Origin of the sequence: Thioalkalivibrio nitratireducens DSM 14787 (assembly GCF_000321415.2) — a bacterium.
GTDB classification, from domain to species: domain Bacteria; phylum Pseudomonadota; class Gammaproteobacteria; order Ectothiorhodospirales; family Ectothiorhodospiraceae; genus Thioalkalivibrio; species Thioalkalivibrio nitratireducens.
The window spans coordinates 360865-385484 of record NC_019902.2; the positions used below are offsets into that span (position 1 = coordinate 360865).

21 protein-coding genes and 3 pseudogenes are annotated in these 24620 nt (G+C 67.2%); 14 read left to right on the forward strand and 10 right to left on the reverse strand.

Going from position 1 to position 24620, the window contains the following annotated elements:
• Positions 1-33: 33 nt before the first annotated feature.
• From murU to TVNIR_RS01760, 3 genes are read right to left on the reverse strand one after another with little or no spacing between them, the layout of a single operon-like run.
• Positions 34-747, reverse strand: coding sequence for an N-acetylmuramate alpha-1-phosphate uridylyltransferase MurU (gene murU, locus TVNIR_RS01750; protein WP_015257238.1), 714 nt, complete (start codon positions 745-747; stop codon positions 34-36).
• On the reverse strand, positions 744-1778 hold the full coding sequence (locus TVNIR_RS01755; protein ID WP_015257239.1) for an aminoglycoside phosphotransferase family protein: 1035 nt from the start codon (positions 1776-1778) through the stop codon (positions 744-746). The genes murU and TVNIR_RS01755 overlap by 4 nt, the downstream gene beginning before the upstream one ends.
• Positions 1775-2563: a metallophosphoesterase gene (locus TVNIR_RS01760; protein ID WP_015257240.1), complete on the reverse strand. Its 789-nt coding sequence runs from the start codon at positions 2561-2563 to the stop codon at positions 1775-1777. The genes TVNIR_RS01755 and TVNIR_RS01760 overlap by 4 nt, the downstream gene beginning before the upstream one ends.
• Before the next feature lie 156 nt (positions 2564-2719).
• Here TVNIR_RS01760 and dksA point away from each other — a divergent pair, with 156 nt between their 5' ends.
• Complete coding sequence (gene dksA / locus TVNIR_RS01765) at positions 2720-3130, forward strand: RNA polymerase-binding protein DksA (RefSeq protein ID WP_015257241.1); 411 nt, start codon at positions 2720-2722, stop codon at positions 3128-3130.
• 80 nt (positions 3131-3210) lie between these two features.
• On the opposite strand, the gene speE is transcribed toward dksA, so the two are convergent.
• Positions 3211-4065 (reverse strand): polyamine aminopropyltransferase, encoded by an 855-nt coding sequence (gene speE, locus TVNIR_RS01770; protein ID WP_015257242.1) that lies wholly within the window; start codon positions 4063-4065, stop codon positions 3211-3213.
• A 159-nt stretch (positions 4066-4224) separates the two neighbouring features.
• Between speE and speA the strand changes: the two genes are divergently transcribed.
• From speA to TVNIR_RS01805, 8 genes and pseudogenes are all read left to right on the forward strand, one after another.
• Complete coding sequence (gene speA / locus TVNIR_RS01775) at positions 4225-6108, forward strand: biosynthetic arginine decarboxylase (RefSeq protein WP_015257243.1); 1884 nt, start codon at positions 4225-4227, stop codon at positions 6106-6108.
• 10 nt (positions 6109-6118) lie between these two features.
• A pseudogene (locus tag TVNIR_RS20340) lies at positions 6119-6340 on the forward strand (YcgL domain-containing protein); the annotation flags it as partial.
• A gap of 125 nt (positions 6341-6465) precedes the next feature.
• Positions 6466-8283, forward strand: coding sequence for a translational GTPase TypA (typA, locus tag TVNIR_RS01780; RefSeq protein ID WP_015257245.1), 1818 nt, complete (start codon positions 6466-6468; stop codon positions 8281-8283).
• Between the two features lie 225 nt (positions 8284-8508).
• Positions 8509-9030, forward strand: coding sequence for a GspH/FimT family pseudopilin (locus TVNIR_RS01785; protein ID WP_015257246.1), 522 nt, complete (start codon positions 8509-8511; stop codon positions 9028-9030).
• Positions 9027-9467 carry a type IV pilin protein gene (locus TVNIR_RS01790; RefSeq protein ID WP_015257247.1) on the forward strand — a complete coding sequence of 147 codons (441 nt, stop codon included), beginning with the start codon at positions 9027-9029 and terminating at the stop codon, positions 9465-9467. The genes TVNIR_RS01785 and TVNIR_RS01790 overlap by 4 nt, the downstream gene beginning before the upstream one ends.
• Positions 9464-10009: a type IV pilus modification protein PilV gene (gene pilV, locus TVNIR_RS01795; RefSeq protein WP_237251704.1), complete on the forward strand. Its 546-nt coding sequence runs from the start codon at positions 9464-9466 to the stop codon at positions 10007-10009. Before TVNIR_RS01790 ends, pilV begins: the two co-directional genes overlap by 4 nt.
• Positions 10006-10632 carry a prepilin-type N-terminal cleavage/methylation domain-containing protein gene (locus TVNIR_RS01800; protein ID WP_015257249.1) on the forward strand — a complete coding sequence of 209 codons (627 nt, stop codon included), beginning with the start codon at positions 10006-10008 and terminating at the stop codon, positions 10630-10632. The genes pilV and TVNIR_RS01800 overlap by 4 nt, the downstream gene beginning before the upstream one ends.
• 12 nt (positions 10633-10644) lie before the next feature.
• On the forward strand, positions 10645-11808 hold the full coding sequence (locus TVNIR_RS01805) for a pilus assembly PilX family protein (RefSeq protein WP_015257250.1): 1164 nt from the start codon (positions 10645-10647) through the stop codon (positions 11806-11808).
• A 366-nt stretch (positions 11809-12174) separates the two neighbouring features.
• Here the strand turns inward: TVNIR_RS01805 and TVNIR_RS01810 are convergent, their stop codons facing one another.
• Entirely contained in the window at positions 12175-12936 is a 762-nt protein-coding gene (locus TVNIR_RS01810; RefSeq protein ID WP_043739066.1) for a sulfite exporter TauE/SafE family protein, read from the reverse strand.
• Here TVNIR_RS01810 and TVNIR_RS01815 point away from each other — a divergent pair.
• On the forward strand, positions 12929-13594 hold the full coding sequence (locus TVNIR_RS01815) for a DUF4124 domain-containing protein (RefSeq protein ID WP_015257251.1): 666 nt from the start codon (positions 12929-12931) through the stop codon (positions 13592-13594). The two genes, TVNIR_RS01810 and TVNIR_RS01815, sit on opposite strands and share 8 nt — an antisense overlap.
• Positions 13595-13634: 40 nt before the next feature.
• Here TVNIR_RS01815 and argB read toward each other — a convergent pair whose 3' ends face one another.
• From argB to coaBC, 4 genes and pseudogenes are all read right to left on the reverse strand, one after another.
• The gene (gene argB / locus TVNIR_RS01820; RefSeq protein WP_015257253.1) at positions 13635-14513 is read right to left on the reverse strand and encodes an acetylglutamate kinase; all 879 of its coding nucleotides are present in this window, start codon (positions 14511-14513) and stop codon (positions 13635-13637) included.
• Between the two features lie 134 nt (positions 14514-14647).
• Positions 14648-15864, reverse strand: a pseudogene (locus tag TVNIR_RS01825) (IS110 family RNA-guided transposase).
• A gap of 461 nt (positions 15865-16325) precedes the next feature.
• Entirely contained in the window at positions 16326-16787 is a 462-nt protein-coding gene (gene dut, locus TVNIR_RS01830; RefSeq protein ID WP_015257255.1) for a dUTP diphosphatase, read from the reverse strand.
• Between the two features lie 15 nt (positions 16788-16802).
• Positions 16803-18017, reverse strand: a complete 1215-nt coding sequence (gene coaBC / locus TVNIR_RS01835) for a bifunctional phosphopantothenoylcysteine decarboxylase/phosphopantothenate--cysteine ligase CoaBC (RefSeq protein WP_015257256.1) — start codon at positions 18015-18017, stop codon at positions 16803-16805.
• A 140-nt stretch (positions 18018-18157) separates the two neighbouring features.
• Here coaBC and radC point away from each other — a divergent pair, with 140 nt between their 5' ends.
• Both radC and TVNIR_RS01845 read left to right on the forward strand, forming a co-directional pair.
• Positions 18158-18829 carry a RadC family protein gene (gene radC, locus TVNIR_RS01840; RefSeq protein ID WP_015257257.1) on the forward strand — a complete coding sequence of 224 codons (672 nt, stop codon included), beginning with the start codon at positions 18158-18160 and terminating at the stop codon, positions 18827-18829.
• 251 nt (positions 18830-19080) lie between these two features.
• Positions 19081-20283, forward strand: coding sequence for an iron-containing alcohol dehydrogenase (locus tag TVNIR_RS01845; RefSeq protein ID WP_015257258.1), 1203 nt, complete (start codon positions 19081-19083; stop codon positions 20281-20283).
• A 39-nt stretch (positions 20284-20322) separates the two neighbouring features.
• Here the strand turns inward: TVNIR_RS01845 and dsrE2 are convergent, their stop codons facing one another.
• Positions 20323-20784 (reverse strand): sulfur carrier protein DsrE2, encoded by a 462-nt coding sequence (gene dsrE2, locus TVNIR_RS01850; protein ID WP_015257259.1) that lies wholly within the window; start codon positions 20782-20784, stop codon positions 20323-20325.
• A 928-nt stretch (positions 20785-21712) separates the two neighbouring features.
• On the opposite strand from dsrE2, the gene TVNIR_RS01855 reads away from it, so the two are divergent.
• Positions 21713-22951 carry an IS110 family RNA-guided transposase gene (locus TVNIR_RS01855; protein WP_015257260.1) on the forward strand — a complete coding sequence of 413 codons (1239 nt, stop codon included), beginning with the start codon at positions 21713-21715 and terminating at the stop codon, positions 22949-22951.
• A 381-nt stretch (positions 22952-23332) separates the two neighbouring features.
• Positions 23333-24546: pseudogene (locus tag TVNIR_RS01860) on the forward strand (IS110 family RNA-guided transposase).
• Positions 24547-24620: the final 74 nt, after the last annotated feature.

The window sequence follows — 24620 nt, forward strand, 5'->3', positions numbered from 1 at the left end:
TCTACTCTCCCCCGACCCTCTAGCGAGGGTGCTCTACGGAGCCTTGACCCGGCGCAGGCCGGGTTTTTTTTGGCCGGCTGCCAGAGTCCCCTCGGTTCGGAGCGCCGCATCGAGCGCATGCAGGCGCTCGGGTGTGCCGACATCGATCCAGGTTCCACGATACCGTTCTCCGCTGACCGCGCCGGCAGCGATCGCCGATCGCAGCACGGGCGAGAGTGGGCAGCGACCCCGGGGCAGGGCCGCGAACAGTTCCGGCCGGTACCAGCCGATGCCGCTGAACGTGTGGCGCGGCACGCCCGCGAGGGAGACCCTGCCGTCGTCGTTCAGCGCGAAATCCCCGTTCGGGTGATGCCCGGGATTGTCCACGAGCACCAGGTGCGCGAGCGTGTCCTGGCCGAGCAGGGGCGGGGTCAGCGGGTGGTCGCACCAGATATCGGCATTGAGCACCAGGAACGCCCCGGGGCTGAGCCAGTCCAGGGCCTCGCGGATTCCGCCCGCCGTTTCCAGCGCGCCCGGGGGTTCGTGCGAGTACCGGATCCGTATCCCGAACCGGCTGCCGTCCCCGACCCGTTCCACGATCCGGTCGCCGAGGTGGGCCACGTTGATCACCACTTCGCGGTAGCCGGCGGTGTACAGGCGCCGGATCCCGTGCTCGATCAGCGTCGCGCCTCCGGCCTCGAGCAGCGGCTTCGGTGTGTGGTCGGTCAGCGGCCGCATGCGTTCGCCGCGTCCTGCCGCCAGGATCATTGCGCGCATGGCCGCCCCGCGCGGTCGAAGTGCGAGTGGAACCAGCGCGCCACCGGCGCAACCTCCGGCGCCCGGAGACCGCGGTCGAGCAGCCGCCACAGCCGAGGCTGATGCACCTGGTACCCGGGCTTGCCGTCGCGGCGTGCGAGGCGGGTGAAGATCCCGATGATCTTGACCGTGCGCTGCACCCCCAGCACGCGGTAATGATGGAGGAACGCCGATCGCGGCCAGGATCCTGCCGCGAGGGCCGCGTCGAGCAGTTCGGTCTGCACCCCGGGGGACACATCGCGGCGGGCATCCTCGAGCAGCGATACCAGGTCGTAGGCGGGGCTGCCGACTACCGCGTCCTGGAAGTCCAGCAGCCCGCAGGACTCGATGCCCTGCGCATCCGGCAGCAGCATCAGGTTATCGACGTGGAAGTCGCGCAGCACCAGTGTCGGCGGCAGTTCTGGGAGCGCCGCAAGGGTTTCGTTCCAGGCCTGTTCGAACGCGGTGCGCACCTCCGCATCGGCCGCGTGGCCCCGGACTTCGGGCCAGTACCAGTCGACGAACAGCCGGACCTCGCGCAGCAGCAGGTCGGCGTCGTAGGCCGGCAGCGCGCCCCGTTCCGGAAGTGCGGGCGCCTGTCGGGCCCAGCCCGTCTGGAGGGCCTGCAGGGTGTCGGCCGCCAGCCGGTACAACGCGCGTTCCGATACCCCGGCGGCGAGGGCCCTCGTGAAGGTGCGATCGCCAAGATCCTCGAGCAGGATGAAACCCCGTGCCCGGTCGCTGGCCAGGATCTGCGGCGCCCTCAGATCCAGCGCGTGCAGGATGCCGGCCACCCGCAGAAAGGGCCCGATGTCCTCGCGTTCGGGGGGCGCGTCCATGATCACGACCCCCTGGCCGCCGCGCTGGCTCCGGAAATAGCGCCGGAAACTGGCATCGCTACCCAGCGGCCATGCCGGTGCGAAGCCCGGGTCGATCTCCCGCAGCCAGTGGTTCAGGGCGTCCGCCCGCGGGTCGGGGCGCGGCTCGATTGCTGCTGCGCTCATGCGGGCAGGGGGCCGGTACCGGCGACGCGCCGGATATCGGTCTCGAGGCGCCCGTCCGGGTACAGGGTCAGTACGCGATAGCCGGCAGCGTCCGGATCGAGCGCGAAATCCTCCGATCCGGGCAGGAACTGCACGCAGGTGGACGGGCTTCCGAGCAGGCGTAGATGCCCGTGCATCGCGTCGAAGGGCTGGTGAATGTGCCCGAACACGCAGGCCCGCACGCGGGGATGGCGTTCCAGCACGGCGAGCAGGTCGCTGCCGTTCTGCAATCCGATCGCATCCAGCCACAGGCTGCCGACGGGCACCACCGGGTGGTGGACCGCCACCAGCACCCAGTGCTCCGGATGGCGGGCGAGGCATTCCTTGAGCCGGTCGAGTTCCTCCGGTCGCAGCCGCCCGGCGGCGTGCCCGGGCCAGCACGAGTCCAGACCCACGACCAGCCAGTTACCGAGCCGGTACTCGTCGTCGAATCCGTGGCCCGCGGCGACGAAGGTCTTCCGGGCAAGCCCGGGGTCGTCATGGTTCCCCGCGAGCGCCAGGATGGGTGCGCCGAGCGCGGCGAGACGCGATTCCAGCCGGTGGTAAGCCTGCGCCTCGGGATCCTCGGCGAGATCCCCGGTCACGAGCAGCAGTTCGGGGAACGGCTGCTGCTCCACGATGTCGGCGAGCACCGCCTCGAGTTGGACATCGCTGTCGGGGTAACCGGGACGCAGCGGTCTCGGGCTGCGGCCGAGGTGCGTGTCGGTGATCTGGACCAGGGTTGCGGTCGGCTGTGTCGTCGCCACGTTAGTTCTTCCCTCACGCTCGCCGGTGTCCCGGGCGTTTCCACGATGGCGCCCTCGCGCCACGGGTTCGACTATACTGGTTCAGTTGCATCAAACACGAGTACCGTTTCCCGCGTCCGTGATTCGGTCGCGGCTCCCAAGGTGAAGGAAGTCGGCATGGATACAGCACCCCCGGAATACCGACCCTCGGCGGACGAGCCGTACATGAATCCGCGTCAGCTCCAGTACTTCCGGCGCAAGCTGGAGGTGTGGCGCGAGGAACTGATCGAGGAGTCGGAGGAGACCCTCGAGCACCTGCGTACCGAGAACTGGCAGGAGGCCGACCCGAACGACCGTGCGACCCACGAATCCGAGGCGAGCCTCGAACTGCGCACGCGGGACCGCTACCGCAAGCTGATCGGCAAGATCGACTCGGCGCTGCGCCGGATCGATCGGGGCGAATACGGCTACTGTGAGGAAACCGGCGAACCGATCGGGCTCGCGCGCCTGGAGGCGCGACCGATCGCGACGCTCAGCGTCGAGGCCCAGGAAGCGCACGAGCACGACGAGCGCCGTCGCTGGGAGTAACGCCGGTCCCGCGTGGATTTCGGAAGCCTCTCGGCGGGGGTACCGGGGTGCGGGACCCGGAATCTGGCAGCGAGCGCGGCTCAGCCGGACAGTTTCCGGCGCAGGAACTCGGGTGTCGCGCCGGCGGCTCGGTGGATCGCGGCGTTGTAGTAGTCGGAGTGAAACGCGAGCGCCTCTGCTGCCTGCTCCCGGTGGAACCCAACGGTGCCATCCTTCGCTGCGATGGTCGCCGTCCACCAGCCGGAAGGGTAGCTGGCCTGCGGGAAGTGGATCGTCATCACGTCCAGGAAGCCCGCCGCCCGCAGGCTGTCGTGCATCGGCCCGATGATGCTGTCGGCGTGCAGCAGCGGTGACTCGCTCTGCTGCACCAGCAGCCCGTCGCGCCCCAGGGCCCGCAGGCAGTCCCGGTAGAAGGCGGTGGAGAACAGCCCCTCGGCCGGCCCGACCGGGTCCGTCGAATCCACGATGATCACGTCGACCGTGCCCGGCCCCGCGCTCTTCACATGGGCGATTCCGTCGTCGAACAGCAGCCGTGCGCGCGGGTCGTCGTTGGAGTCGCACAATTGTGGGAAGTACTGCTCCGACAGCCGGGTCACGCGCTCGTCGATGTCCACCTGCGTGGCCATGTGGACGCAGTCGTGTTTCAGCACCTCGCGCAATGTACCGCAGTCGCCGCCGCCGATGATCAGCACGTTCTTCGGGGCCGGGTGCGCGAACAGCACCGGGTGGGCCATCATCTCGTGGTAGATGAAGTTGTCGCGGTCGGTCAGCATCACGCAGCCGTCGATCACCATCAGCCTGCCGAAGCCCACGGTGTCGTAGATTTCGATCTTCTGGAACGGGGTCTGCTCCTCGTGCAGCTTCTCCCTGATGCGCAGGGAAAAACCAATGATGTCTTGATCGGTTTCGCTGAACCAGTTCTCGTCTAGGGTCATCGTCTGCGGGCTCCGGCGGTGGGTGGCGCGTATGATACGTTTTCGTGGGCGGGAGAGGGGAGAAGGCCCCATCGCCTGCGCGCAAGCGCTCGCGACGGAGTCGCATATGGAACCGCCAACCCCGGGAAGGGGTCACGGCACGGCACCAGGGGAATACGCATGAACGAATCCAACTGGACGCTGGAGCAGGCGCGACGCGCCTACCGCATCGAGCACTGGAACGGCGGTTTCTTCGAAATCAACGGGAGCGGCCATGTGGTGATGCGGCGCCCGGACTGGCCGGACCACCCCGGGGTCGACCTGTTCGAACTGGCGCAGCGCCTGCGCCAGGAGCACATCGGCCCGCCGGTGCTGGTGCGCTTCCAGGACATCCTCGGTTCCCGGGTGCAGCGTCTGACCCGGGCCTTCGCCCGTGCGGCGGAAGAACTCGAATACGATGGCGGCTACACCGCGATCTACCCGATCAAGGTAAACCAGCAGCATTCCGTGGTGCGGCGCATCCTGTCCGAGCCCGGCACCCGGGTGGGCCTGGAGGCCGGCTCCAAGCCTGAACTGATGGCCGTGCTGGCGCTCGCCCCGGCAGGCGCGGCGATCATCTGCAACGGCTACAAGGACCGCGAGTACGTGCGCCTCGCGCTGATCGGACGGCGGCTCGGACACCGGGTCTACATCGTTGTCGAGAAGCCTTCGGAGCTCGAGGAAGTGATCCGCCAGTCGGCGGATATGGGGATCCCGCCGCTGCTGGGCCTGCGCGTGCGGCTGGCCTCGATCGGCAAGGGGAAATGGCAGAACACGGGTGGCGAGAAGGCCAAGTTCGGCCTGTCCGCGGCCGACGTGCTGCATCTGCTGGAACGGCTCCGGGAGATGGAATGGCTGACGCAGCTACAGCTGCTGCACTTCCACATGGGGTCGCAGATCGCGAACATCCGGGATATCCAGGCCGGCATGGGTGAGGCCGCGCACTACTTCGCGGCGCTGAACGATGCCGGTGCGCGGTTGCAGGTGGTCGATGTCGGCGGTGGCCTCGGGGTCGACTACGAGGGCACGCGTTCGCGCAACGACTGTTCGATGAATTACTCGGTCGAGGAGTATGCGCTGAACATCCTGCGCCCGCTGGCGCAGATCTGCCGCGATCAGCACCGGCCGATGCCAGAGATCTTCACCGAGTCCGGCCGCGCGATGACCGCCCACCACGCGGTGCTGATTACCAACGTGATCGACTGTGAACGGGCGCCCGGAGCGACGGCGCCGGCCGCGGCCGAGCCCGGTGAGCCTTCGGCGCTGGCCGACATGCGCGCACTGTTCGAGGATGGTCGCCGCCCGGCCTCCGAGATCTATCACGACGCCGCGTACGGGCTGTCGGAGTCGCAGGCACGCTTCGCCCGTGGCCTGCTGTCGCTGGACGACCGTGCCCGGGCCGAGGAACTGTACTTCGCGATCTGCCAGCGGCTGCTGCAGCAGGCGGGCGCCGCGCTGCCCGGCGAGATCCGGGCGGAACTGGTCGACAAGCTCGCGGACAAGTACTTCTGCAATTTCTCGGTGTTCCAGTCGATCCCGGATGCGTGGGCGATCGACCAGGTTTTTCCGGTGCTGCCGCTGCACCGGCTCGACGAGCCGCCCGCGCGCCGGGCGGTGCTGCAGGATCTGACTTGCGATTCGGACGGGCATGTCGACCGCTACGTCGAGGGTGAAACGACCACCAGCACGCTGGCGCTGCATCCCTGGCGCGACGGCGAGGAGTACTTCCTCGGGATTTTCCTGGTCGGGGCCTACCAGGAGATCCTGGGCGACCTCCACAACCTGTTCGGAGATACCGATTCGATCAACGTCGAACTCACCGAGGACGGCGGATACCGGCTGCTCGACCCGGAGCGGGGCGATACCGTCGACGAGTTGCTGCGCTACGTGCACTTCGAGCCCGACGTGCTGCGCCGGGCCTACCGCGACAAGATCTACGCGATCGGGCTGCGCGGCGCCGAGGCCGGGAAGCTGCTCGCGGAACTCGAGCAAGGCCTGACCGGCTACACCTATCTCGAAGATTGAACCGCGCGTGATGCACTGTTACGTCTATCGTAGCAGCCGAAGACCGGACACCTACGTGTATCTTTCGCGGGGCGATGATTTCACCGACGTGCCCGCGTCACTGCTCGACGCGCTCGGCCGGCTCGAATTCGCGCTCGAGCTCGGCCTGACCCCCGAACGGCGTCTCGCGCGAGAGGACACGGCGACCGTGCTCGCCAACCTCGAGTCCAGGGGCTTTCACCTGCAGCTGCCCCACCGGGGGAATGACCGAACGCGCCCTGGCCCCGGGTTGCGGCGGAGCGCGACCGGGGGGTGCGCGGCAGCGAAAGCGGCAAACGGGTATAATCCGTGCCCTTTTCTCTATCGAGTCCGCCCCGCATGACCGCGAACCTTCGCAATATCGCCATCATCGCCCACGTCGATCATGGCAAGACCACCCTCGTCGACCAGTTGCTGCGCCAGTCCGGCACCCTCGACGCCCGCACCGAACAGGGCGAGCGCGTGATGGATTCCAATGCCATCGAGAAGGAACGCGGCATCACCATTCTCGCAAAGAACACCGCGATCCGCTGGCAGGACTACCGGATCAACATCGTCGACACGCCGGGGCACGCGGATTTCGGTGGTGAGGTCGAGCGGGTGCTGTCGATGGTCGATTCGGTGCTGCTGCTGGTCGACGCGGTCGACGGCCCGATGCCGCAGACCCGCTTCGTGACCTCGAAAGCCTTTGCGATGGGGTTCAAGCCCATCGTGGTGGTGAACAAGATCGATCGGCCCGGCGCCCGTCCGGACTGGGTCATCGACCAGGTCTTCGACCTGTTCGACCGTCTCGGCGCGACCGACGAGCAGCTGGACTTCCCGGTCGTCTATGCATCCGCGCTGCAGGGTTATGCGGGCCTCGAACCGGACGTTCGCGCAGGCGACATGAACTGTTTGTTCGAGACCATCGTCGAGCGTGTGCCGCCGCCGGATGTCGATGAGGCCGGCCCGTTCCAGATGCAGGTCTCGTCGCTGGACTACAACAGCTACCAGGGGCTGATCGGCATCGGCCGGATCCGCCGTGGCCGCATTCGCAGCAATTCGCCGGTCAAAGTGGTCGACCGCGCCGGCCATGTCCGCAACGGGCGCGTGCTGCAGATCATGGGCTTCCACGGGTTGCAGCGAATCGAGGTGGCGGAGGCGGCGGCCGGCGACATCATCACCTTCACCGGGATGGACGAACTCTACATCTCGGACACGCTCTGCGACCCGGCGTGCGCCGAAGGGCTGCCGCCGCTGACCGTCGACGAGCCTACCGTCAGCATGACCTTCCAGGTGAACACCTCCCCGTTCGCGGGCCGCGAGGGCAAGTACGTGACATCGCGCGTGCTGCGCGACCGCCTGCTCGAGGAGCTCAAGCACAACGTCGCGCTGCGCGTGGAGGAGACCGACGACGCCGACCGGTTCAAGGTGTCCGGCCGCGGGGAGCTGCACCTCGGCATCCTGATCGAGAACATGCGGCGCGAGGGCTACGAACTCGGCGTCTCCCGCCCCGAGGTGGTGCTGCGCGAGATCGAGGGCGAGATCTGCGAACCCTACGAACGGGTCGCGATCGACATCGAGGAGGCGCACCAGGGTGCGGTCATGGAGGCGCTGGGCACCCGCCGGGGGGAACTGCAGGATATGGTGCCCGACGGCAAGGGCCGCGTGCGCCTGGACTACGTGATGCCGTCGCGCGGCCTGATCGGCTTCCAGACCGAGTTCCTGACCACGACCTCGGGCACCGGCATTCTCCATCACGTGTTCGAGCACTACGGGCCGTACCGGGCGGGAGCGATCGGTGCGCGCAACAACGGGGTGCTGATCGCCAACGGTGCGGGCAAGGCACTGGGGTACGCGCTGTTCAACCTGCAGGATCGCGGGCGTCTGTTCATCGGCCCGGGCGAAGAGGTCTACGAGGGCATGGTGATCGGCATCCACTCGCGCGACAACGACCTCGTGGTGAACCCGCTGAAGGCCAAGCAGCTCACCAACATCCGCGCATCCGGCTCCGACGAGAACATCCTGCTGACGCCGCCGATCCGGATGACGCTGGAACAGGCGATCGAATTCATCGATGAAGACGAGCTCGTCGAAGTCACACCCGAGAACATCCGCATCCGCAAGAAATTCCTGCTCGAGCACGAGCGCAAGCGCGCCGCCCGGGCCAGCGCCTGAGGCGCCTCCGCCGGCCCTCGATGCGTCGTGACCCGGGGTTTCCCCCGGGCGCAGGATGACTTGCCGGGGCGAAGGCGCCGGTCCGGGGTCGGGGCGCAAGCACCAGCGCCTCCTTCCTTTGCCATCGACGCGGTGACACCGGAACCGCACGCGGCCTTCACTTCGTGTTGGACGCGCGCTATCCTGACCCGTAGCGGTTTCAAGCCTCATGGATGGAGGCCAGCGATGCGCAGGGAAGCGGGGCTTACCCTGGTAGAACTCCTCGTCACGATTGCGGTGCTCGGTGTGCTGCTGGGCCTCGGCGTGCCCAGGTTCGGGAACTGGGCCGACGACGCGCGTCTGGTCACCGCCACCAACCGATTCGTCTCCGCACTCCATTTCACGCGTTCGGAGGCGATCCGGCGCAACGCCCGGGTCACGTTGTGCAACAGCGCGGACGGCACGACCTGCGCGGCCGATGGCGGCTGGGAGCAGGGCTGGATCGTGTTCGTCGACACCGGTGGAACCGGGGAGCGGGACGAGGGCGAACCACTGCTGGCGGTCGGGCAGGCGGTGGCCGGCGGCATCGCGATCAGCGGCAACGGCCCGGTGCGGCGCTACGTCTCCTATGTCGGTCTGGGCGCCACGCGGCGAGCGAACGGCGCGCTGCAGATGGGGACGCTGAGTCTCTGCGGGGCGCGTGAGGGCCGGCAGATCGTGATCAGCCGCACCGGCCGCCCGCGCCTGCAGCACGGAGGCTGCGCATGATCCCGCTCGCGCGTCGGACCCCGGAGATCCGGCGGGGCCGCCGCGGCGCGGTGCGTGCGTTCAGCCTGGTGGAACTGCTGGTGGTGATCGCGGTGCTCGCGCTGCTGGCGGCCATCGCCTGGCCGTCCTACCGCGACACGGTGCTGAAGTCGCACCGCGCGGATGCCCGGGCCGCACTGCTGCAGGCGGCCCACCGGCTGGAGCGCTGCCATACGCTGAATGGCGCCTATACCCATCCCGACTGCGTGATTCCCGAGACCTCGCCGGACGGGCATTACCGGCTGATCGAGCCGGAACCGCGCACTGCGCTCGGCTACCGTCTTCGCGCCGTCCCCATCGGACCGCAGGCGGCCGACGCTGGAAACTGTGCCTGGCTGGAACTGGATCAGCGCGGGCAGCGGACGTCATCGGGTCACCCCGGGATCTCCTGCTGGTGACGGGCGGTGACATGAGCGTGTCGGGCCGGATGATCCCTGCGGCGCCGGTACGGGGCGGAGTCCGGTTCACGTGCAGCGCGGATTCCGTACGTCCCGGGGCGGTGGCGCCACGATGCCGGATCGGACCGGCTTCCCGGTCGCGCCGCGGTTTCACGCTGATCGAAGTGCTGATCGCGCTGCTCGTGTTCGCGTTCGGGCTTCTGGGTTGCGCTGTGCTGCAGCTGGGTACCCTGCAGGCGACCCATTCTTCCTATCAGCGCACCGTTGCCAGCATTTTCGCGATCGACATCGGAGAACGGCTCTGGGTGAATCTCGCCAACGGCCAGATCCAGACCGACTGGCTGGCGGACTGGCAGGATCAGCGTTCCTGCGGGACCGACGACGGCCACGTCTGCCTGCCCGACTTGCAGGTCGCGGTGGGCCGCGACGGCGATCGTCATCGGATCACCGTGTCATGGGCGGAGACGCGCTTCGACGACGCGACCGACAGCCGCACCGAGTTCGACTACGTTCTCACTCTGCCGCCCGAGACGCTGCCGTGAACAGGGCCCGGCGCCGTGATGGCTGGTGGCGCCCTGCGAACCCGCAGCGGGCCTTTTCTCTGGTCGAGCTGCTGGTGGCGATGGCGCTCGGCCTGTTGCTTGCCGGCGCGGCCGCCGGCGTGACGCTGAGCGTGCGCCAGGTATCCTGGGAACAGGATCGTGTCGCTTCCCTGAAGGAGAACCTCCGATTCGCGTCCGAGTTCATGATCCGCGATATTCGGCCCGCCGGCCTGCTCGCCACCGGCGGACTGGATCTCGCGGCGGGTCTGGAGCCGGGCGATCCGGACCAGGCCGTCCAGCAGGTGTTCACGGTCCGCAAGGCCGGAATGAACTGCCTGGGGCAAACCGGTACGTGGGTCGCCAGTGTGTACAGCGTCGCGAACGGGCAGCTGCGCTGCGGCAATGACGCCGTTCCTCCGCAGGTTCAGCCACTGGTCGATCACGTGCAGTCGATGACCGCGGTCGCGCTGAACGCCGACGGTGCCCCGGACTGGAACCGCCCGGTGGCGCTGCGCGTCGAGCTGGTGCTGCGCAGTCCCGAAGGGGCGCCGGAAACCCCGTATCGTCTGGAGTTCGTGGCCGGCCTGCGCAACGCGGTGCTGGAGCAGTATTCGTTCGACTGAGGAGGCATTGTCATGGCACGGAGCGCCGACGGGCAACGGGGGCTGGTGCTGATCGTCGTGCTGTCGCTGATCACGATCGCGAGCCTGGTTGCGCTGAACGGAATGCAAGTCGCACTGGTGAACGAACGGGTGGCCGCCAACCAGCGGCTGGTTACCGAGGCCTTCATGGCGGCCGACACCGGTTGGGTACAGGCGGGGCGCTGGTGGGAGGCGTCCACCGACGGCGAGCCGAATCATCGACGTTACTGGAACGATGCCTCCGGCGCGCTCGCGGCCATCGGGGAACTCGATCGGACACCGCGCCCGGGGTTGCGCTGGACTGTGGATGAAATCCGCTTCGAGGGCGACGTGGTCTGGATGACCAGCCGTGGTGCGCCCGTCGGCGGATCCACGGTCCGCGAGATCAGTGTCGGGTATCGTCGGCCTGCGTCGGCGTCGATGGAGCGCCTCGCACCGATGACGCTCGCCGGTCCCCTGGGGGACTACTCGGCGCCGGATCTGCGCGGTCTGACCGGATCGCCAGAGGCCGACGCCGGGCCGGCGATCGCGACCGTGAGCGCGGACGACGCGGAGCGGTTGCGCTTGCAACTGTCGGACGACGAACTGGAGCGGCTGCCGGGTGGCATCGACATCGCGGACAGCGGCCTGTCCGATGCCGAGGGCCTGCGGGCGCTGGTCGATGCCATCGCCAGAGCGCCGGGGGCGTACGATGGCCCGTTGCCCGGCGACCTCGGGTCGTCCGAGAACCCGGGCATCCGGGTGGTTCGTGGGACCGACGGACAAGCGGTCGATCTGCATCTGACCGGAAGGGTCCGGGGTGCTGGAATCCTGGTGGTCACGGGCAACCTGTCGCTGGAACAGGCCCCGGACTTTTCCGGGCTGATCATGGTGCTCGGCGAGGTGTTCGAGATCCACCGCGGAGCCGGGCGCATCGACGGCGCGATCGTACTGCACCGCATCGCCGATACCGCGGCCCGAGAATGGTCGACCGACCCGAACGGCAGTGGCTTCCGGGTCGCCGGAAGGCTGGAACTCGGGCCGGGGCGGGAGGCCCTGAACCGGGTATGGGATCTACTGCCCGGGGAGACGCGGGCGCTGTGGGAGGAACTCGCCGGTACGACCGGCCTGGCCCGATCAGGGCGGCTTTTCGGCTGGTCCGAATCGCCGCGGATCTGATGCCCCGCGTTCGTTGCGCGACCGGTCTTGCGTCTTTCGGGGCGATGCGTACCGTGATGGTCGCCAGGGTGAGCAAGACAGTCACGGAAGAACACCGAGATCACGGGAAAAGCGCTTATTATCAGGGCCTTTTGATTTTTTTCGTGTTCGTCTGTGGCCCGTCGTCCTCCCTCGGGATCGGCCAGCATCTGTGCCAAGAAACTCTCATTGGAACAGCTGGTTACGAGAAGATCCATATCAGGCGGAAGAGCGAAGCGTCATCCGCCGGTCGGCGTTCGCACTGCCCCGGCGCTGCGCGGTACCCCCGACGCAGCGCCTGCGTGTCGGGCGCAGCGATCTGGTGATGAGCGTCCCGCGCATGGCCCACTAGGGTCCCGGGAGCAGCAGCGCCACGCCGGTCAGTACCGTCACGATCTCGAACACCCGTTTGACCAGACGATTGCCGTAGCGGTGCGCGAGACTGGCGCCCAGATATCCGCCGGCAAAGCTGCCGATCAGCAGCGCTGGCAGCCAGTCCCAGCGTACCTCCCCGAGCGTGCCCAGTACCAGGGCCCCGGCCCCGTTCCAGAATAGTCCGACCAGCACCAGGGTGTAGGCGACCGCCTGCGTGTACGACAGCCCGTACCAGCGGACCAGCCAGAGCGTGACCATCAGCCCGGTGCCCGAGGTCAGTGACCCGTTCAGGATACCGATCAGGAACAGGCCCAGCGTGCCGGTTGCGGCATGGGCCGTGCCTCTGGCCACGGCGACGGTTGCCTGTCCGAGCTGCGGACGGCGCCACGAGTACCAGCCCAGGGCGATGGTCAGGATTCCGAGCGCGACCTCTCCCGCCCGGGGTGGTATCTCGAGAACCAGCAATGCACCGATGATCACCCCGGGCAACCCGGCCACCAGGATCAGCGCTAGTCGTCGGGAGTCGAATGTGTTTTCCTTGAGATGGCGGGCACTGGCGCCGGCGCCCAGCGCCACCGAGGCGATCTTGTGGGTCGCCAGCGCTACCGGAAACGGCAGCCCCAGGAAGATGAGTGCCGGCAGTTGCAGCAGTCCGGCCCCGCCGCCGGCCAGGGCCGAGAGGCCATTAGCTACCAGCGCGATCAGGATCAGACCAAGGTGATCGAGGATGGACATCGCACAGACGTTACGCAAAGGAGGGCTGCTGGTGCCATTGCTGCTTGCCCCGCCGCTGCTCGATGCGCAGATCTACCGCTGGGTGGACGATGCGGGGGTCGTGCATTTCTCGACCACACCGCCGCCGGAAACGGCCGACCGAGAGCGCAGAGTGCTCGATCGCCTCGGAATCGAGCGGCGGGTGCTGCCGGCCCCAATGAGCTCGGAGGAGCGGCAACGGCAGGAAGCGGAGCGCGAGCAGGAGCGGATCGAGGCGCAGCGCAGGGAGCGGGAACATGCCCAGCGCATCGCGGAGGGGGTAGCGCTGGAAAGTCGGGTGCGCCAGCTGCACCGTGCCTATGCCAGTGTCGACGAGATCGTCGACCAGCGTGACCGGAGGCTCGGCCTGGTCGCCAACAATCTGAAGCTCAGCGAGGGTCAGGAAGCGACCCTGCAGCGCGAAAGGGACCGCATCGCCGCCCAGCTCGATGATACGCGCGCCAGCCCCGAAAATCAGGAGCGCTACCGGCGCGAACTCGCCGACCTCGACCGTCGCGTCGCGCGGGAGCAATCGTTTCAGCAGCGACAGCGCGAGGCGATGGCCGCTATCCGCGAACAGGCCGCCGCGGACATCCGGGACTACGAGCGGCTGCTGACGCCCGTGCCGGTCGGGCCCTAGTTGAGGCACGCTACCGGGCGCGCGCTGCGCACAGCGGGTCTCAGCGGGTGATCAGGGTGCCCACCCCCTCGTTGGTCAGCAGTTCCAGCAGCACTGCATGCTCCACCCGCCCGTCGACGATGTGCGTGGCCGTGACCCCACTGCGTACTGCATCGAGCGCGCACTGGATCTTCGGGATCATGCCGCCGTGGATTACCCCGGCGCGGGTCAAGTCGTCGACCTCGGCGGCGCTCAGGCGTGCGAGCAATTGCCCTTGGGCGTCGAGAACTCCGGGCGTGTTGGTCAGCAGGAACAGCTTCTCCGCGTCCAGCACGACCGCGAGTTTCTCCGCCGCGGTATCCGCGTTGATGTTGTAGGCGTTGCCGTTGTGGTCGAAGCCGATTGGCGCGATCACCGGAATGAAGGCGCTGTGGTCCAGTGTATGCACGATGTCTGGATCAACGCCCTCGACCTCACCGACCAACCCGAGATTCACGGCGGTCAGGCCCTCCGGCCCGTTGATCTCGCGCAACGGGCGGGCGCGGATCAGTTGGCCGTCCTTGCCGGTGAGGCCGACCGCCCGGCCCCCGTAGCGGTTGATCAGCGCGACGATCTCCTGGTTCACGAGGCCGCCGAGCACCATCTGCACGACGTCCATGGTCTCGCGGTCGGTGACCCGCAGGCCATGAATGAACTCGGAAGTCTTGCCCAGGCGCTTCAGCAGGTCGCCGATCTGGGGGCCACCGCCATGAACCACTACCGGGTTCACCCCGACCTGCTTCAGCAGTACCACGTCACGTGCGAACCCGGCCTTCAGGTGTTCCTCGGTCATCGCGTTGCCACCGTACTTGATCACGATGGTCTTGCCGGCGAAGCGCTGGATGTAGGGAAGCGCCTCGATCAGCACATGGGCAACGGATTGGGCGGTGGTCTTGTCCATCGGGAAGCTCGAAACGGGTGCAGAACCTTATCTTAGCGTGAAAGAACCTGACGTTGGGGCGAGCGAGATTCTGGCGTGACGCATGCCGGTGCGCAAATGCCTGCTTGCGGGACTCGAAGAGCCTGTGTGGCGGCTCAGGTGGCGGTGAGATAGCCGTGCTTTTCCAGCATCTTCAGCCAGCGCGGCGCGTTGCGCTGCACGACGAGAGCCTCGTAATCGACGGTGCGGTCCTGGTAGGGGGTCGCATGATTGAGCATGGCGTAGACGATGCGCAGGAGCTTGTGCGCCAGGGCCACGATGGAGCGCTTGTGTCCCTTGCGGATGGACAAGGCCGAAAACTTGTCCTTGAGCGCACAGCGGGTGCGGGAGGCGGCTTGCGCGAACTCGCACAGCAGGCGACGGACCCAGGCGTTGCCCTTGCGCGTGCGTCCGCTCTTGCGTTTACCGGCGCTCTCGTGGTTGCCGGGGCAGATGCCGACCCAGGAAGCCAGGCGTTCCGCGTTGCCGAAGCTCGCCATGTCGGTGCCGATTTCGACGAGCAGCATGGCGGCGCCAATGCGGTCGATGCCGGGCACGGTTTCCAGCAGGCACACCTGCGGTTCCCAGGGGGCCAGACCCGCAAGCAGTTCCTGTTCGAAGCGGGCGATCATGGCCTCGAGGTACTCGATGTGCGCCAGAACCTCGTTGAGCACGAAGCGGTGCCTGGTGCTCAGTTCCTCCGGTTGCAGGGCTTCGAACAGTTCTTCGCGGGAAGCCCGCAGGCGGCCGGCGAGGTCGAGGATCGCGTGCATGGGGGCATCGGCGAGCAGGGCCTTGATCATGGCCCGTGCCGACGCGCCGTGTACGTCGGAGACCAGCACGTTCAGGCGAATCCCGGCATCGGTCAGCACCTTGTGCAGCCGGTTCTTCTCCGCGGCCAGCATCCCGACCAGCTTCTGGCGCTGCCGGGCGATCAGGCGCAGATGGCGGATCTCGGCCGGAGGAATGAACGAAGCCCGCAGCAGACCGGCACGGGCCAGCGTGGCCAGCCACTGGGCATCGGAGAGGTCGGTCTTGCGGCCAGGCACGTTTCGGGCGTGACGGGCATTGACCACCCAGGCCATGACGCCCACACGCTCAAGGGCCGCATAGGGGCTCTTCCAGTAGATCCCAGTGCTCTCCATCACCACGACCTCGGGTCAAACCCGCGAACCCACTCGGCCAACGCCCGCCGATCGCGCTTGAAACCACCAAACTCCCGGTGCTCCACCGCCACACTGCCATCGGGCTGCTCGATCAGCGCACAGGCCGTGATCTTGCTCTGGTGCACATCCAGACCGACAACGCGCCGGTGAATCGGGGTAATGTCCATGCTGACCTCCTCGGGCAAACGCACTATCCTTCACGATGTGCTGTCGCCAAGGGCGCCGTCCTTCAACGGCCTGTCGGGACTCGACGGCTCTTTTTAGCGTGCGCTGTCCATGACCCTTCCAGGCCATGCCAGGCAATCCGGGGTACGAGTGAAGGGCAGCGGGTCGAGTTAGCGTGCGCGGTCAGGCGCCATCAAGAATTATCGCGACCTCAGCCCGACGCGACAGCACGCCCATTATCTTTCATCATCGGGGGTGCCGCGCGCCCGGCGGCATGACAGTTAGCGTGAAAATCCAGCCACGGAAGAATACGGAAATCACGGAGGAGGAAACGGATCAAACCTTTTTTCCGTGTCTGTCGGTGCTTTCCGTGGCTCGCCTTTTCATCTTGCAGGGCGGCCGCGCAGCGTTCGCGCAGGCTGAACAAAGCGCGTGCCGCTTGCCGGGTTCCGTTCCCGGGCGCTCAGTGGCGTCCGGACGATCCGAAGCCGCCGCTGCCGCGATCGCTCTGGTCGAAATCCTGCACCACATGAAACCGTGGCTGTACCACCGGAACGATCACCAGTTGCGCGATGCGTTCGCCAGCCGCGATCCGGAAAGGCTCCGCTCCGCGGTTCCAGCAGGACACCATCAGGGGCCCCTGATAATCGGAGTCGATCAGCCCCACCAGGTTGCCCAGCACAATGCCATGCCGGTGCCCGAGGCCCGAGCGCGGCAGGATCAGGGCGGTGAAACCCGGATCCTCGATATGGATCGCGATGCCGGTGGGAATCAGCAGGGTCTCGCCTGGCGCCAGGTCGTGGTCCGCGTCTAGGCAGGCGCGAAGATCCACACCCGCGGACCCCGGCGTGGCGGGTGCCGGCAGCGGGAATTCGCGCCCGATGCGCGGGTCGAGGATTTTCACGGCGATTGCGGGTACGGGCATCGGCAACTCTTCCGGTCAGGAGGAAGGGGTGGTTACGGGCGCCTCGGCCATGCGTTCGGCGATGAGCCGGATCAGGGCCGGGGCCAGGGTCTCCTTGGGCTGCGCGGCGAACCCGCGCTCGCCACCGGGCCAGAACACGGTGAGGGCATTGTCCGGCGTACCGATCGCGCGTCCAGCCGAGACGTCGTTTGCGGCGATCATGTCGAGGCCCTTGCGCTCGAGTTTCGCTCGGGCATGCCGGTGCAGGTCGTGGGTTTCGGCGGCGAAGCCGACCACGAACGGGCGCGGCCGGTGTGCGGCGACCTCGGCGAGGATGTCCGGGTTGCGCACCAAGTCCAGGGTCAGGGTCTGCGTGTCCTTCTTCAGCTTCCGGCTCGCGGGCTCGCGCGGGCGATAGTCGGCCACGGCCGCCGCGGCGATGAACAGGTCGACGCCTTCGAGATGCTCGAACACCGCGGTACGCATGCTTGCGGCGCAGTCCACCGCCACCGCCTTCACTCCCGGCGGCACCGGCACCGCGAGTGGGCCGTGCACCAGGCAGATCCGGGCACCGGCGTCGCGCGCGGCCGCGGCGAGCGCCACGCCCATCCGCCCGGAACTCCGGTTGCCGATGAATCGCACCGGGTCGATCGCCTCGTGCGTCGGCCCGGCGGTGATCAGCACCTGTTTCCCGGACAGCGGCCCGGGTGGCGGATCGAGCAGCGCTTGTAGAATGGCCGCGGGTTCGGCCATGCGCCCGGCACCGTGTTCGCCGCAGGCCTGGTCCCCATGTTCGGGGCCGACCGTCCGGACGCCGCGGGTGACGAGGAGCCGGTGATTGGCCTGCGTCGCCGGGTGTGCCCACATCACCCGGTTCATCGCCGGGGCCAGCAGGATCGGCGCCTCGGTCGCCAGGCACAGCGTGGTCAGCAAGTCGTCAGCGAGGCCGGTGGCCATGCGTGCCATCAGGTCCGCGGTGGCGGGTGCAATCACGACCCGGTCGGCCCAGCGCGCCAGGGCGATGTGGTCCATGCCGCTCTCCGCCTCGGCGTCGAGCAGATCGCTGCGCACGGGCAGTCCCGACAGTGCCTGGAAACTGAGCGGGGACACGAAAGCGGAGGCCGCCCGGGTCATCACCACGCGGACCTCGCAGTTCGCATCGCGTAGCCGCCGCACGAGTTCGCAGGCCTTGTAGGCCGCGATGCCGCCGCCCACGCCCAGCAGGATCTTCAGGGTCTGCCCGTTTGCCATCGGCAAAGCTTACCGCAAACACCCCGGCGAGCCGTACGCGGTGCGGGCGAAGCCGTTCGCGATGCCTCGCGACGGCGCTTGGCCTGTGGCCGCTGGCATGGTATCAAACGCGCTGGGAAAGCGGCCACAGGGAGGTGTTGGTGGCAATCACTGACTGGCCGGAGGACGATCGTCCCCGGGAAAAACTGCTGCGGCGCGGGCCGGCGGCATTGTCCGATGCGGAACTGCTGGCAATCTTCTTGCGCACCGGTGTCGCAGGCAAGAGCGCGGTGGACCTCGCGCGCGAGCTGCTGACCCACTTCGGGGGGTTGCGCGCGCTGTTGCAGTCGGATCAGATGGCCTTCTGCCATGCCCGCGGGCTCGGCGATGCGAAGTACGCGCAACTGCAGGCGGTGCTGGAGATGGGGCGGCGCCACCTGGCCGAATCGTTGCAGCGCGGCGATGCGATCACTTCGCCGACTGCGACCCGGGCCTTCCTGTCGGCCCGATTGCGCGACTATCCGTTCGAGGTCTTCGCGTGTCTGTTCCTGGACAACCGGCACCGAGTAGTCGCGTTCGAGGAGCTCTTCCGCGGCACCATCGACGGTGCGAGCGTGCATCCGCGCGAGGTCGTGCGCCGGGTGCTGCACCACAACGCCGCGGCGGTGATCCTGGCGCACAATCACCCCTCCGGGGTGGCCGAACCCTCGCGGGCCGACGAGGCGATCACGCGGCGGCTGCGCGAGGCCTTGGGGCTGGTGGACGTGCGCGTGCTGGACCATGTGATCGTCGCCGACGAGATCGTCTCCTTCGCCGAGCGCGGGCTCCTCTAGTGGGCCTGCGGGAAGCCCGAGGCGTTTGGAGTACAGCCGGGCGCGTCCGAGCAACGCGGGCCAGTGCCGGAATGGCGAACCTGTTTCCAGCTGGCCCAACGCAGCGCCGGCGTTGTCTGGCGAAGGGACCTGGTGATCAACGTCCCGCATGGCCCGCGGCCGGGCATCGTGTCGGTTCCCGAAACTGCTAGCATTCGAGGCAGGCATGGCTAACTGTCGCACGGCCGGCGGCGATCGGGAGAGGCGGGCACATGGTCAAGGGGTTCAGCATTGCGCGATTGCCGCGCATCGAGTTCGGTTCCGGGGCGCGGCGCCAGCTGCCGGCGCTGGCGGCCGGGTTCGGGCGGCGGGTTCTGCTGGTGACCGGCGGGCGGTCGTTGTTGGAGGGGCCGTTCTGGCCCGAGATCGACACCGGCTTTTCCAGCGCGGGTCTGAACGTGATGGTGCACCGGGTTCCGGGCGAGCCTTCGCCGGAGGAGATCGATGCGGCGGTTCAGCGCTATCGCGGCCGCGAGATCTCGGCCGTGGTCGCGATCGGCGGAGGCAGCGCGCTCGACGCGGGCAAGGCGATCGCGGGACTTCTGATCCAGGGAAATCCGGTGCTGGACCACTTGGAAGGAGTCGGACCGGAGCGCCCCTACCACGGACCCTCGGTCCCGTTCATCGCGGTCCCCACCACCGCGGGTACCGGCTCCGAGGCTACCAAGAATGCCGTGCTGAGCCGGCAGGGGGCCGATGGCTACAAGAAATCGTTTCGGCACGAGCGCCTGGTAGCCAGATACGCGGTGATCGACCCGGATTTTCTCAGTACCTGTCCGCCCCGGGTGATTGCGGGTAACGGCATGGACGCGCTGACCCAGCTGCTGGAATCGTATCTCTCGCTGCGTTCGAACCCGTTCTGCGATGCGCTCGCGCTCGACGGCATGGTCCAGGCGCGCGACAGCCTGTTCGTGCTCTATGGCGATCCCGGGAATGCGGGTGCTCAGGCGGGCATGGCCTACGCGTCGCTGTTGTCCGGGATCACGCTGGCCCAGGTTGGCCTGGGCTCGGTGCACGGTCTGGCCGCGCCGCTGGGGGCGTTTTTCCCGATTCCCCACGGGGCCGCCTGCGGGACACTGGTGGCGGCGGCCACAGCCGTGAACATCCGGGCACTGAACGCAAGGGAACCCGCGCATCCGGCGCTGGCGCGGTACGCGCATGTCGGCCGCCTGTTGACCGGCGAGGCGCTGCCGGACGACGATCAGGCCCGTGCGGCGCTAGTGCGCCTGCTCGAGGACTGGACCGAGAGGCTGCATTTGCTGACGCTCGATCAGTACGGGATACGCCCGGAGGACCATCCCGGGATCGTGGCCAACAGCCGGGGTTCCAGCATGAAGACCAACCCGATCCGACTCTCCGACGAGGAGATCACGGCGATCCTCGAGATGCGCCAGCAGCGTCCGGAACCCGCATGAGTCTGGCGCCCCACGGGGGTGATCGTGGTCGGCCGGTCATCAGATGAACAGGCAGACGTCGGATTCGCCGGCGAAGTCGAAGAAGGTGGTCGCACCCCCATATTCCACGCCATCGATGAAGTCGCTGGGTCGCCAGTCGAACAGGTCAACGGTCATCTGGCACGCGACCAGACGGACCCCTGCCTCCAGGCAGAGGTCGCGCAGTTCTGCGATTTCGGCGACGCCCTTGGCGCCGATCCGGCGCTTCATCATCGCGGTTGCGAGGTACTGTGCCCCCGGCATGGCCTGCAGCAGCACCGGCAGGCGCAGCGGCATGCCGGGATTGCCCATCGGGCTGACCCGCAGGTTCAGGTCGCGCTTAAGCAAGTGCAGACCGTAGAAGGTGAAAAACATCTTGCAGTCGTAGCCCAGCGCGGCGCCGGTCGAAGCCAGGATGAACGGCGGATAGGCCCAGTCGAGGGAGCCCTTGGTGGCGATGATCGCGATACTCTTTTCCGGCATGCAGGTCGGGCTCCGTTACACTAGAAACGCGGTGCGCGCTTCCACATTAGCTCTCATGGCCCCGGGGCACCCCTGAGCACGAAAGCCGATCGACCAGAGGGCTGGTCCGCGGGGCGCATTGGCGTCTGGGGTGGCCCGCCATGCTGGAATCTACCCTGCAGGAGCGAGCCTCGCCCGCGAAACCGCGTCGGATTGGCCGCCAGCGCCGGGCGCGCCTGCGGCGCATTCGCCTGCAAGGCACGCTCCACGGGGGCGCGCGGGCATGGTCGCGGCGGCTTTCACGCTAGCTTTCATGGCCAGCGGCCACCCCGCAAGATGACAAGGCGAGCCACGGAAGGCACGGACAGCGACGGAAACAAGGTTCGATCCGTTTCATCGTCTGTGATTTCCGTGTTCTTCCGTGGCCGGATTTTCACGCTAACTGTCATGCCCTCGGCCGCGAGGCACCCCGAAGGATGAAACTACGATTATAAATCAGAGACATACGATTCTAGGGCGGCGTATTTTCACGCTAACTTTCATGGCCAGCGGCCACCCCGCAAGATGAAAAGACGAGCCACGGAAAGCACGGAAAGACACGGACAAGGGGTTGGATCCGTCTCATCTTCCGTGATTTCCGTGTCCTTCCGTGGCTGCATTTTCACGCTAACTGTCATGCCGCCGGGCGCGCGGCACCCCCGATGATGAAAGATAATGGGCGTGCTGTCGCGTCGGGCTGAGGTCGCGATAATTCTTGATGGCGCCTGACCGCGCACGCTAACTCGACCCGCTGCCCTTCACTCGTACCCCGGATTGCCTGGCATGGCCTGGAAGGGTCATGGACAGCGCACGCTAAAAAGAGCCGTCGAGTCCCGACAGGCCGTTGAAGGACGGCGCCCTTGGCGACAGCACATCGTGAAGGATAGTGCGTTTGCCCGAGGAGGTCAGCATGGACATTACCCCGATTCACCGGCGCGTTGTCGGTCTGGATGTGCACCAGAGCAAGATCACGGCCTGTGCGCTGATCGAGCAGCCCGATGGCAGTGTGGCGGTGGAGCACCGGGAGTTTGGTGGTTTCAAGCGCGATCGGCGGGCGTTGGCCGAGTGGGTTCGCGGGTTTGACCCCGAGGTCGTGGTGATGGAGAGCACCGGGATCTACTGGAAGAGCCCCTATGCGGCCCTTGAGCGTGTGGGCGTCATGGCCTGGGTGGTCAATGCCCGTCACGCCCGAAACGTGCCTGGCCGCAAGACCGACCTCTCCGATGCCCAGTGGCTGGCCACGCTGGCCCGTGCCGGTCTGCTGCGGGCTTCGTTCATTCCTCCGGCCGAGATCCGCCATCTGCGCCTGATCGCCCGGCAGCGCCAGAAGCTGGTCGGGATGCTGGCCGCGGAGAAGAACCGGCTGCACAAGGTGCTGACCGATGCCGGGATTCGCCTGAACGTGCTGGTCTCCGACGTACACGGCGCGTCGGCACGGGCCATGATCAAGGCCCTGCTCGCCGATGCCCCCATGCACGCAATCCTCGACCTCGCCGGCCGCCTGCGGGCTTCCCGCGAAGAACTGTTCGAAGCCCTGCAACCGGAGGAACTGAGCACCAGGCACCGCTTCGTGCTCAACGAGGTTCTGGCGCACATCGAGTACCTCGAGGCCATGATCGCCCGCTTCGAACAGGAACTGCTTGCGGGTCTGGCCCCCTGGGAGCCGCAGGTGTGCCTGCTGGAAACCGTGCCCGGCATCGACCGCATTGGCGCCGCCATGCTGCTCGTCGAAATCGGTACCGACATGGCGAGCTTCGGCAGCGCCGAACGCCTCGCGTCCTGGGTCGGCATCTGCCCCGGCAACCACGAGAGCGCCGGCAAACGCAAAAGCGGACGCACGCGCAAGGGCAACGCCTGGGTCCGTCGCCTGCTGTGCGAGTTCGCGCAAGCCGCCTCCCGCACCCGCTGTGCGCTCAAGGACAAGTTTTCGGCCTTGTCCATCCGCAAGGGACACAAGCGCTCCATCGTGGCCCTGGCGCACAAGCTCCTGCGCATCGTCTACGCCATGCTCAATCATGCGGCCCCCTACCAGGATCGCACCGTCGATTACGAGGCTCTCGTCGTGCAGCGCAACGCGCCGCGCTGGCTGAAGATGCTGGAAAAGCACGGCTATCTCATGGAAAAGCACGGCTATCTCACCGCCACCTGAGCCGCCACACAGGCTCTTCGAGTCCCGCAAGCAGGCATTTGCGCACCGGCATGCGTCACGCCAGAATCTCGCTCGCCCCAACGTCAGGTTCTTTCACGCTAACTGTCATGCCGCCGGGCGCGCGGCACCCCCGATGATGAAAGATAATGGGCGTGCTGTCGCGTCGGGCTGAGGTCGCGATAATTCTTGATGGCGCCGGACCGCGCACGCTAACTCGACCCGCTGCCCTTCACTCGTACCCCGGATTGCCTGGCATGGCCTGGAAGGGTCATGGACAGCGCACGCTAAAAAGAGCCGTCGAGTCCCGACAGGCCGTTGAAGGACGGCGCCCTTGGCGACAGCACATCGTGAAGGATAGTGCGTTTGCCCGAGGAGGTCAGCATGGACATTACCCCGATTCACCGGCGCGTTGTCGGTCTGGATGTGCACCAGAGCAAGATCACGGCCTGTGCGCTGATCGAGCAGCCCGATGGCAGTGTGGCGGTGGAGCACCGGGAGTTTGGTGGTTTCAAGCGCGATCGGCGGGCGTTGGCCGAGTGGGTTCGCGGGTTTGACCCCGAGGTCGTGGTGATGGAGAGCACTGGGATCTACTGGAAGAGCCCCTATGCGGCCCTTGAGCGTGTGGGCGTCATGGCCTGGGTGGTCAATGCCCGTCACGCCCGAAACGTGCCTGGCCGCAAGACCGACCTCTCCGATGCCCAGTGGCTGGCCACGCTGGCCCGTGCCGGTCTGCTGCGGGCTTCGTTCATTCCTCCGGCCGAGATCCGCCATCTGCGCCTGATCGCCCGGCAGCGCCAGAAGCTGGTCGGGATGCTGGCCGCGGAGAAGAACCGGCTGCACAAGGTGCTGACCGATGCCGGGATTCGCCTGAACGTGCTGGTCTCCGACGTACACGGCGCGTCGGCACGGGCCATGATCAAGGCCCTGCTCGCCGATGCCCCATGCACGCAATCCTCGACCTCGCCGGCCGCCTGCGGGCTTCCCGCGAAGAACTGTTCGAAGCCCTGCAACCGGAGGAACTGAGCACCAGGCACCGCTTCGTGCTCAACGAGGTTCTGGCGCACATCGAGTACCTCGAGGCCATGATCGCCCGCTTCGAACAGGAACTGCTTGCGGGTCTGGCCCCCTGGGAGCCGCAGGTGTGCCTGCTGGAAACCGTGCCCGGCATCGACCGCATTGGCGCCGCCATGCTGCTCGTCGAAATCGGTACCGACATGGCGAGCTTCGGCAGCGCCGAACGCCTCGCGTCCTGGGTCGGCATCTGCCCCGGCAACCACGAGAGCGCCGGCAAACGCAAAAGCGGACGCACGCGCAAGGGCAACGCCTGGGTCCGTCGCCTGCTGTGCGAGTTCGCGCAAGCCGCCTCCCGCACCCGCTGTGCGCTCAAGGACAAGTTTTCGGCCTTGTCCATCCGCAAGGGACACAAGCGCTCCATCGTGGCCCTGGCGCACAAGCTCCTGCGCATCGTCTACGCCATGCTCAATCATGCGGCCCCCTACCAGGATCGCACCGTCGATTACGCTCTCGTCGTGCAGCGCAACGCGCCGCGCTGGCTGAAGATGCTGGAAAAGCACGGCTATCTCACCGCCACCTGAGCCGCCACACAGGCTCTTCGAGTCCCGCAAGCAGGCATTTGCGCACCGGCATGCGTCACGCCAGAATCTCGCTC

Bases quoted from the DNA above. Each gene is read 5' to 3' on its own strand.
- murU (WP_015257238.1), bottom strand. From the start codon at position 747: ATGATCCTGGCGGCAGGACGCGGCGAACGCATGCGGCCGCTGACCGAC.
- TVNIR_RS01755 (WP_015257239.1), bottom strand. From the start codon at position 1,778: ATGAGCGCAGCAGCAATCGAGCCGCGCCCCGACCCGCGGGCGGACGCC.
- dksA (WP_015257241.1), top strand. From the start codon at position 2,720: ATGGATACAGCACCCCCGGAATACCGACCCTCGGCGGACGAGCCGTAC.
- speE (WP_015257242.1), bottom strand. From the start codon at position 4,065: ATGACCCTAGACGAGAACTGGTTCAGCGAAACCGATCAAGACATCATT.
- speA (WP_015257243.1), top strand. From the start codon at position 4,225: ATGAACGAATCCAACTGGACGCTGGAGCAGGCGCGACGCGCCTACCGC.
- typA (WP_015257245.1), top strand. From the start codon at position 6,466: ATGACCGCGAACCTTCGCAATATCGCCATCATCGCCCACGTCGATCAT.
- TVNIR_RS01785 (WP_015257246.1), top strand. From the start codon at position 8,509: ATGCGCAGGGAAGCGGGGCTTACCCTGGTAGAACTCCTCGTCACGATT.
- TVNIR_RS01790 (WP_015257247.1), top strand. From the start codon at position 9,027: ATGATCCCGCTCGCGCGTCGGACCCCGGAGATCCGGCGGGGCCGCCGC.
- TVNIR_RS01805 (WP_015257250.1), top strand. From the start codon at position 10,645: ATGGCACGGAGCGCCGACGGGCAACGGGGGCTGGTGCTGATCGTCGTG.
- TVNIR_RS01815 (WP_015257251.1), top strand. From the start codon at position 12,929: ATGGACATCGCACAGACGTTACGCAAAGGAGGGCTGCTGGTGCCATTG.
- TVNIR_RS01810 (WP_043739066.1), bottom strand. From the start codon at position 12,936: ATGTCCATCCTCGATCACCTTGGTCTGATCCTGATCGCGCTGGTAGCT.
- argB (WP_015257253.1), bottom strand. From the start codon at position 14,513: ATGGACAAGACCACCGCCCAATCCGTTGCCCATGTGCTGATCGAGGCG.
- dut (WP_015257255.1), bottom strand. From the start codon at position 16,787: ATGCCCGTACCCGCAATCGCCGTGAAAATCCTCGACCCGCGCATCGGG.
- coaBC (WP_015257256.1), bottom strand. From the start codon at position 18,017: ATGGCAAACGGGCAGACCCTGAAGATCCTGCTGGGCGTGGGCGGCGGC.
- TVNIR_RS01845 (WP_015257258.1), top strand. From the start codon at position 19,081: ATGGTCAAGGGGTTCAGCATTGCGCGATTGCCGCGCATCGAGTTCGGT.
- dsrE2 (WP_015257259.1), bottom strand. From the start codon at position 20,784: ATGCCGGAAAAGAGTATCGCGATCATCGCCACCAAGGGCTCCCTCGAC.
- TVNIR_RS01855 (WP_015257260.1), top strand. From the start codon at position 21,713: ATGGACATTACCCCGATTCACCGGCGCGTTGTCGGTCTGGATGTGCAC.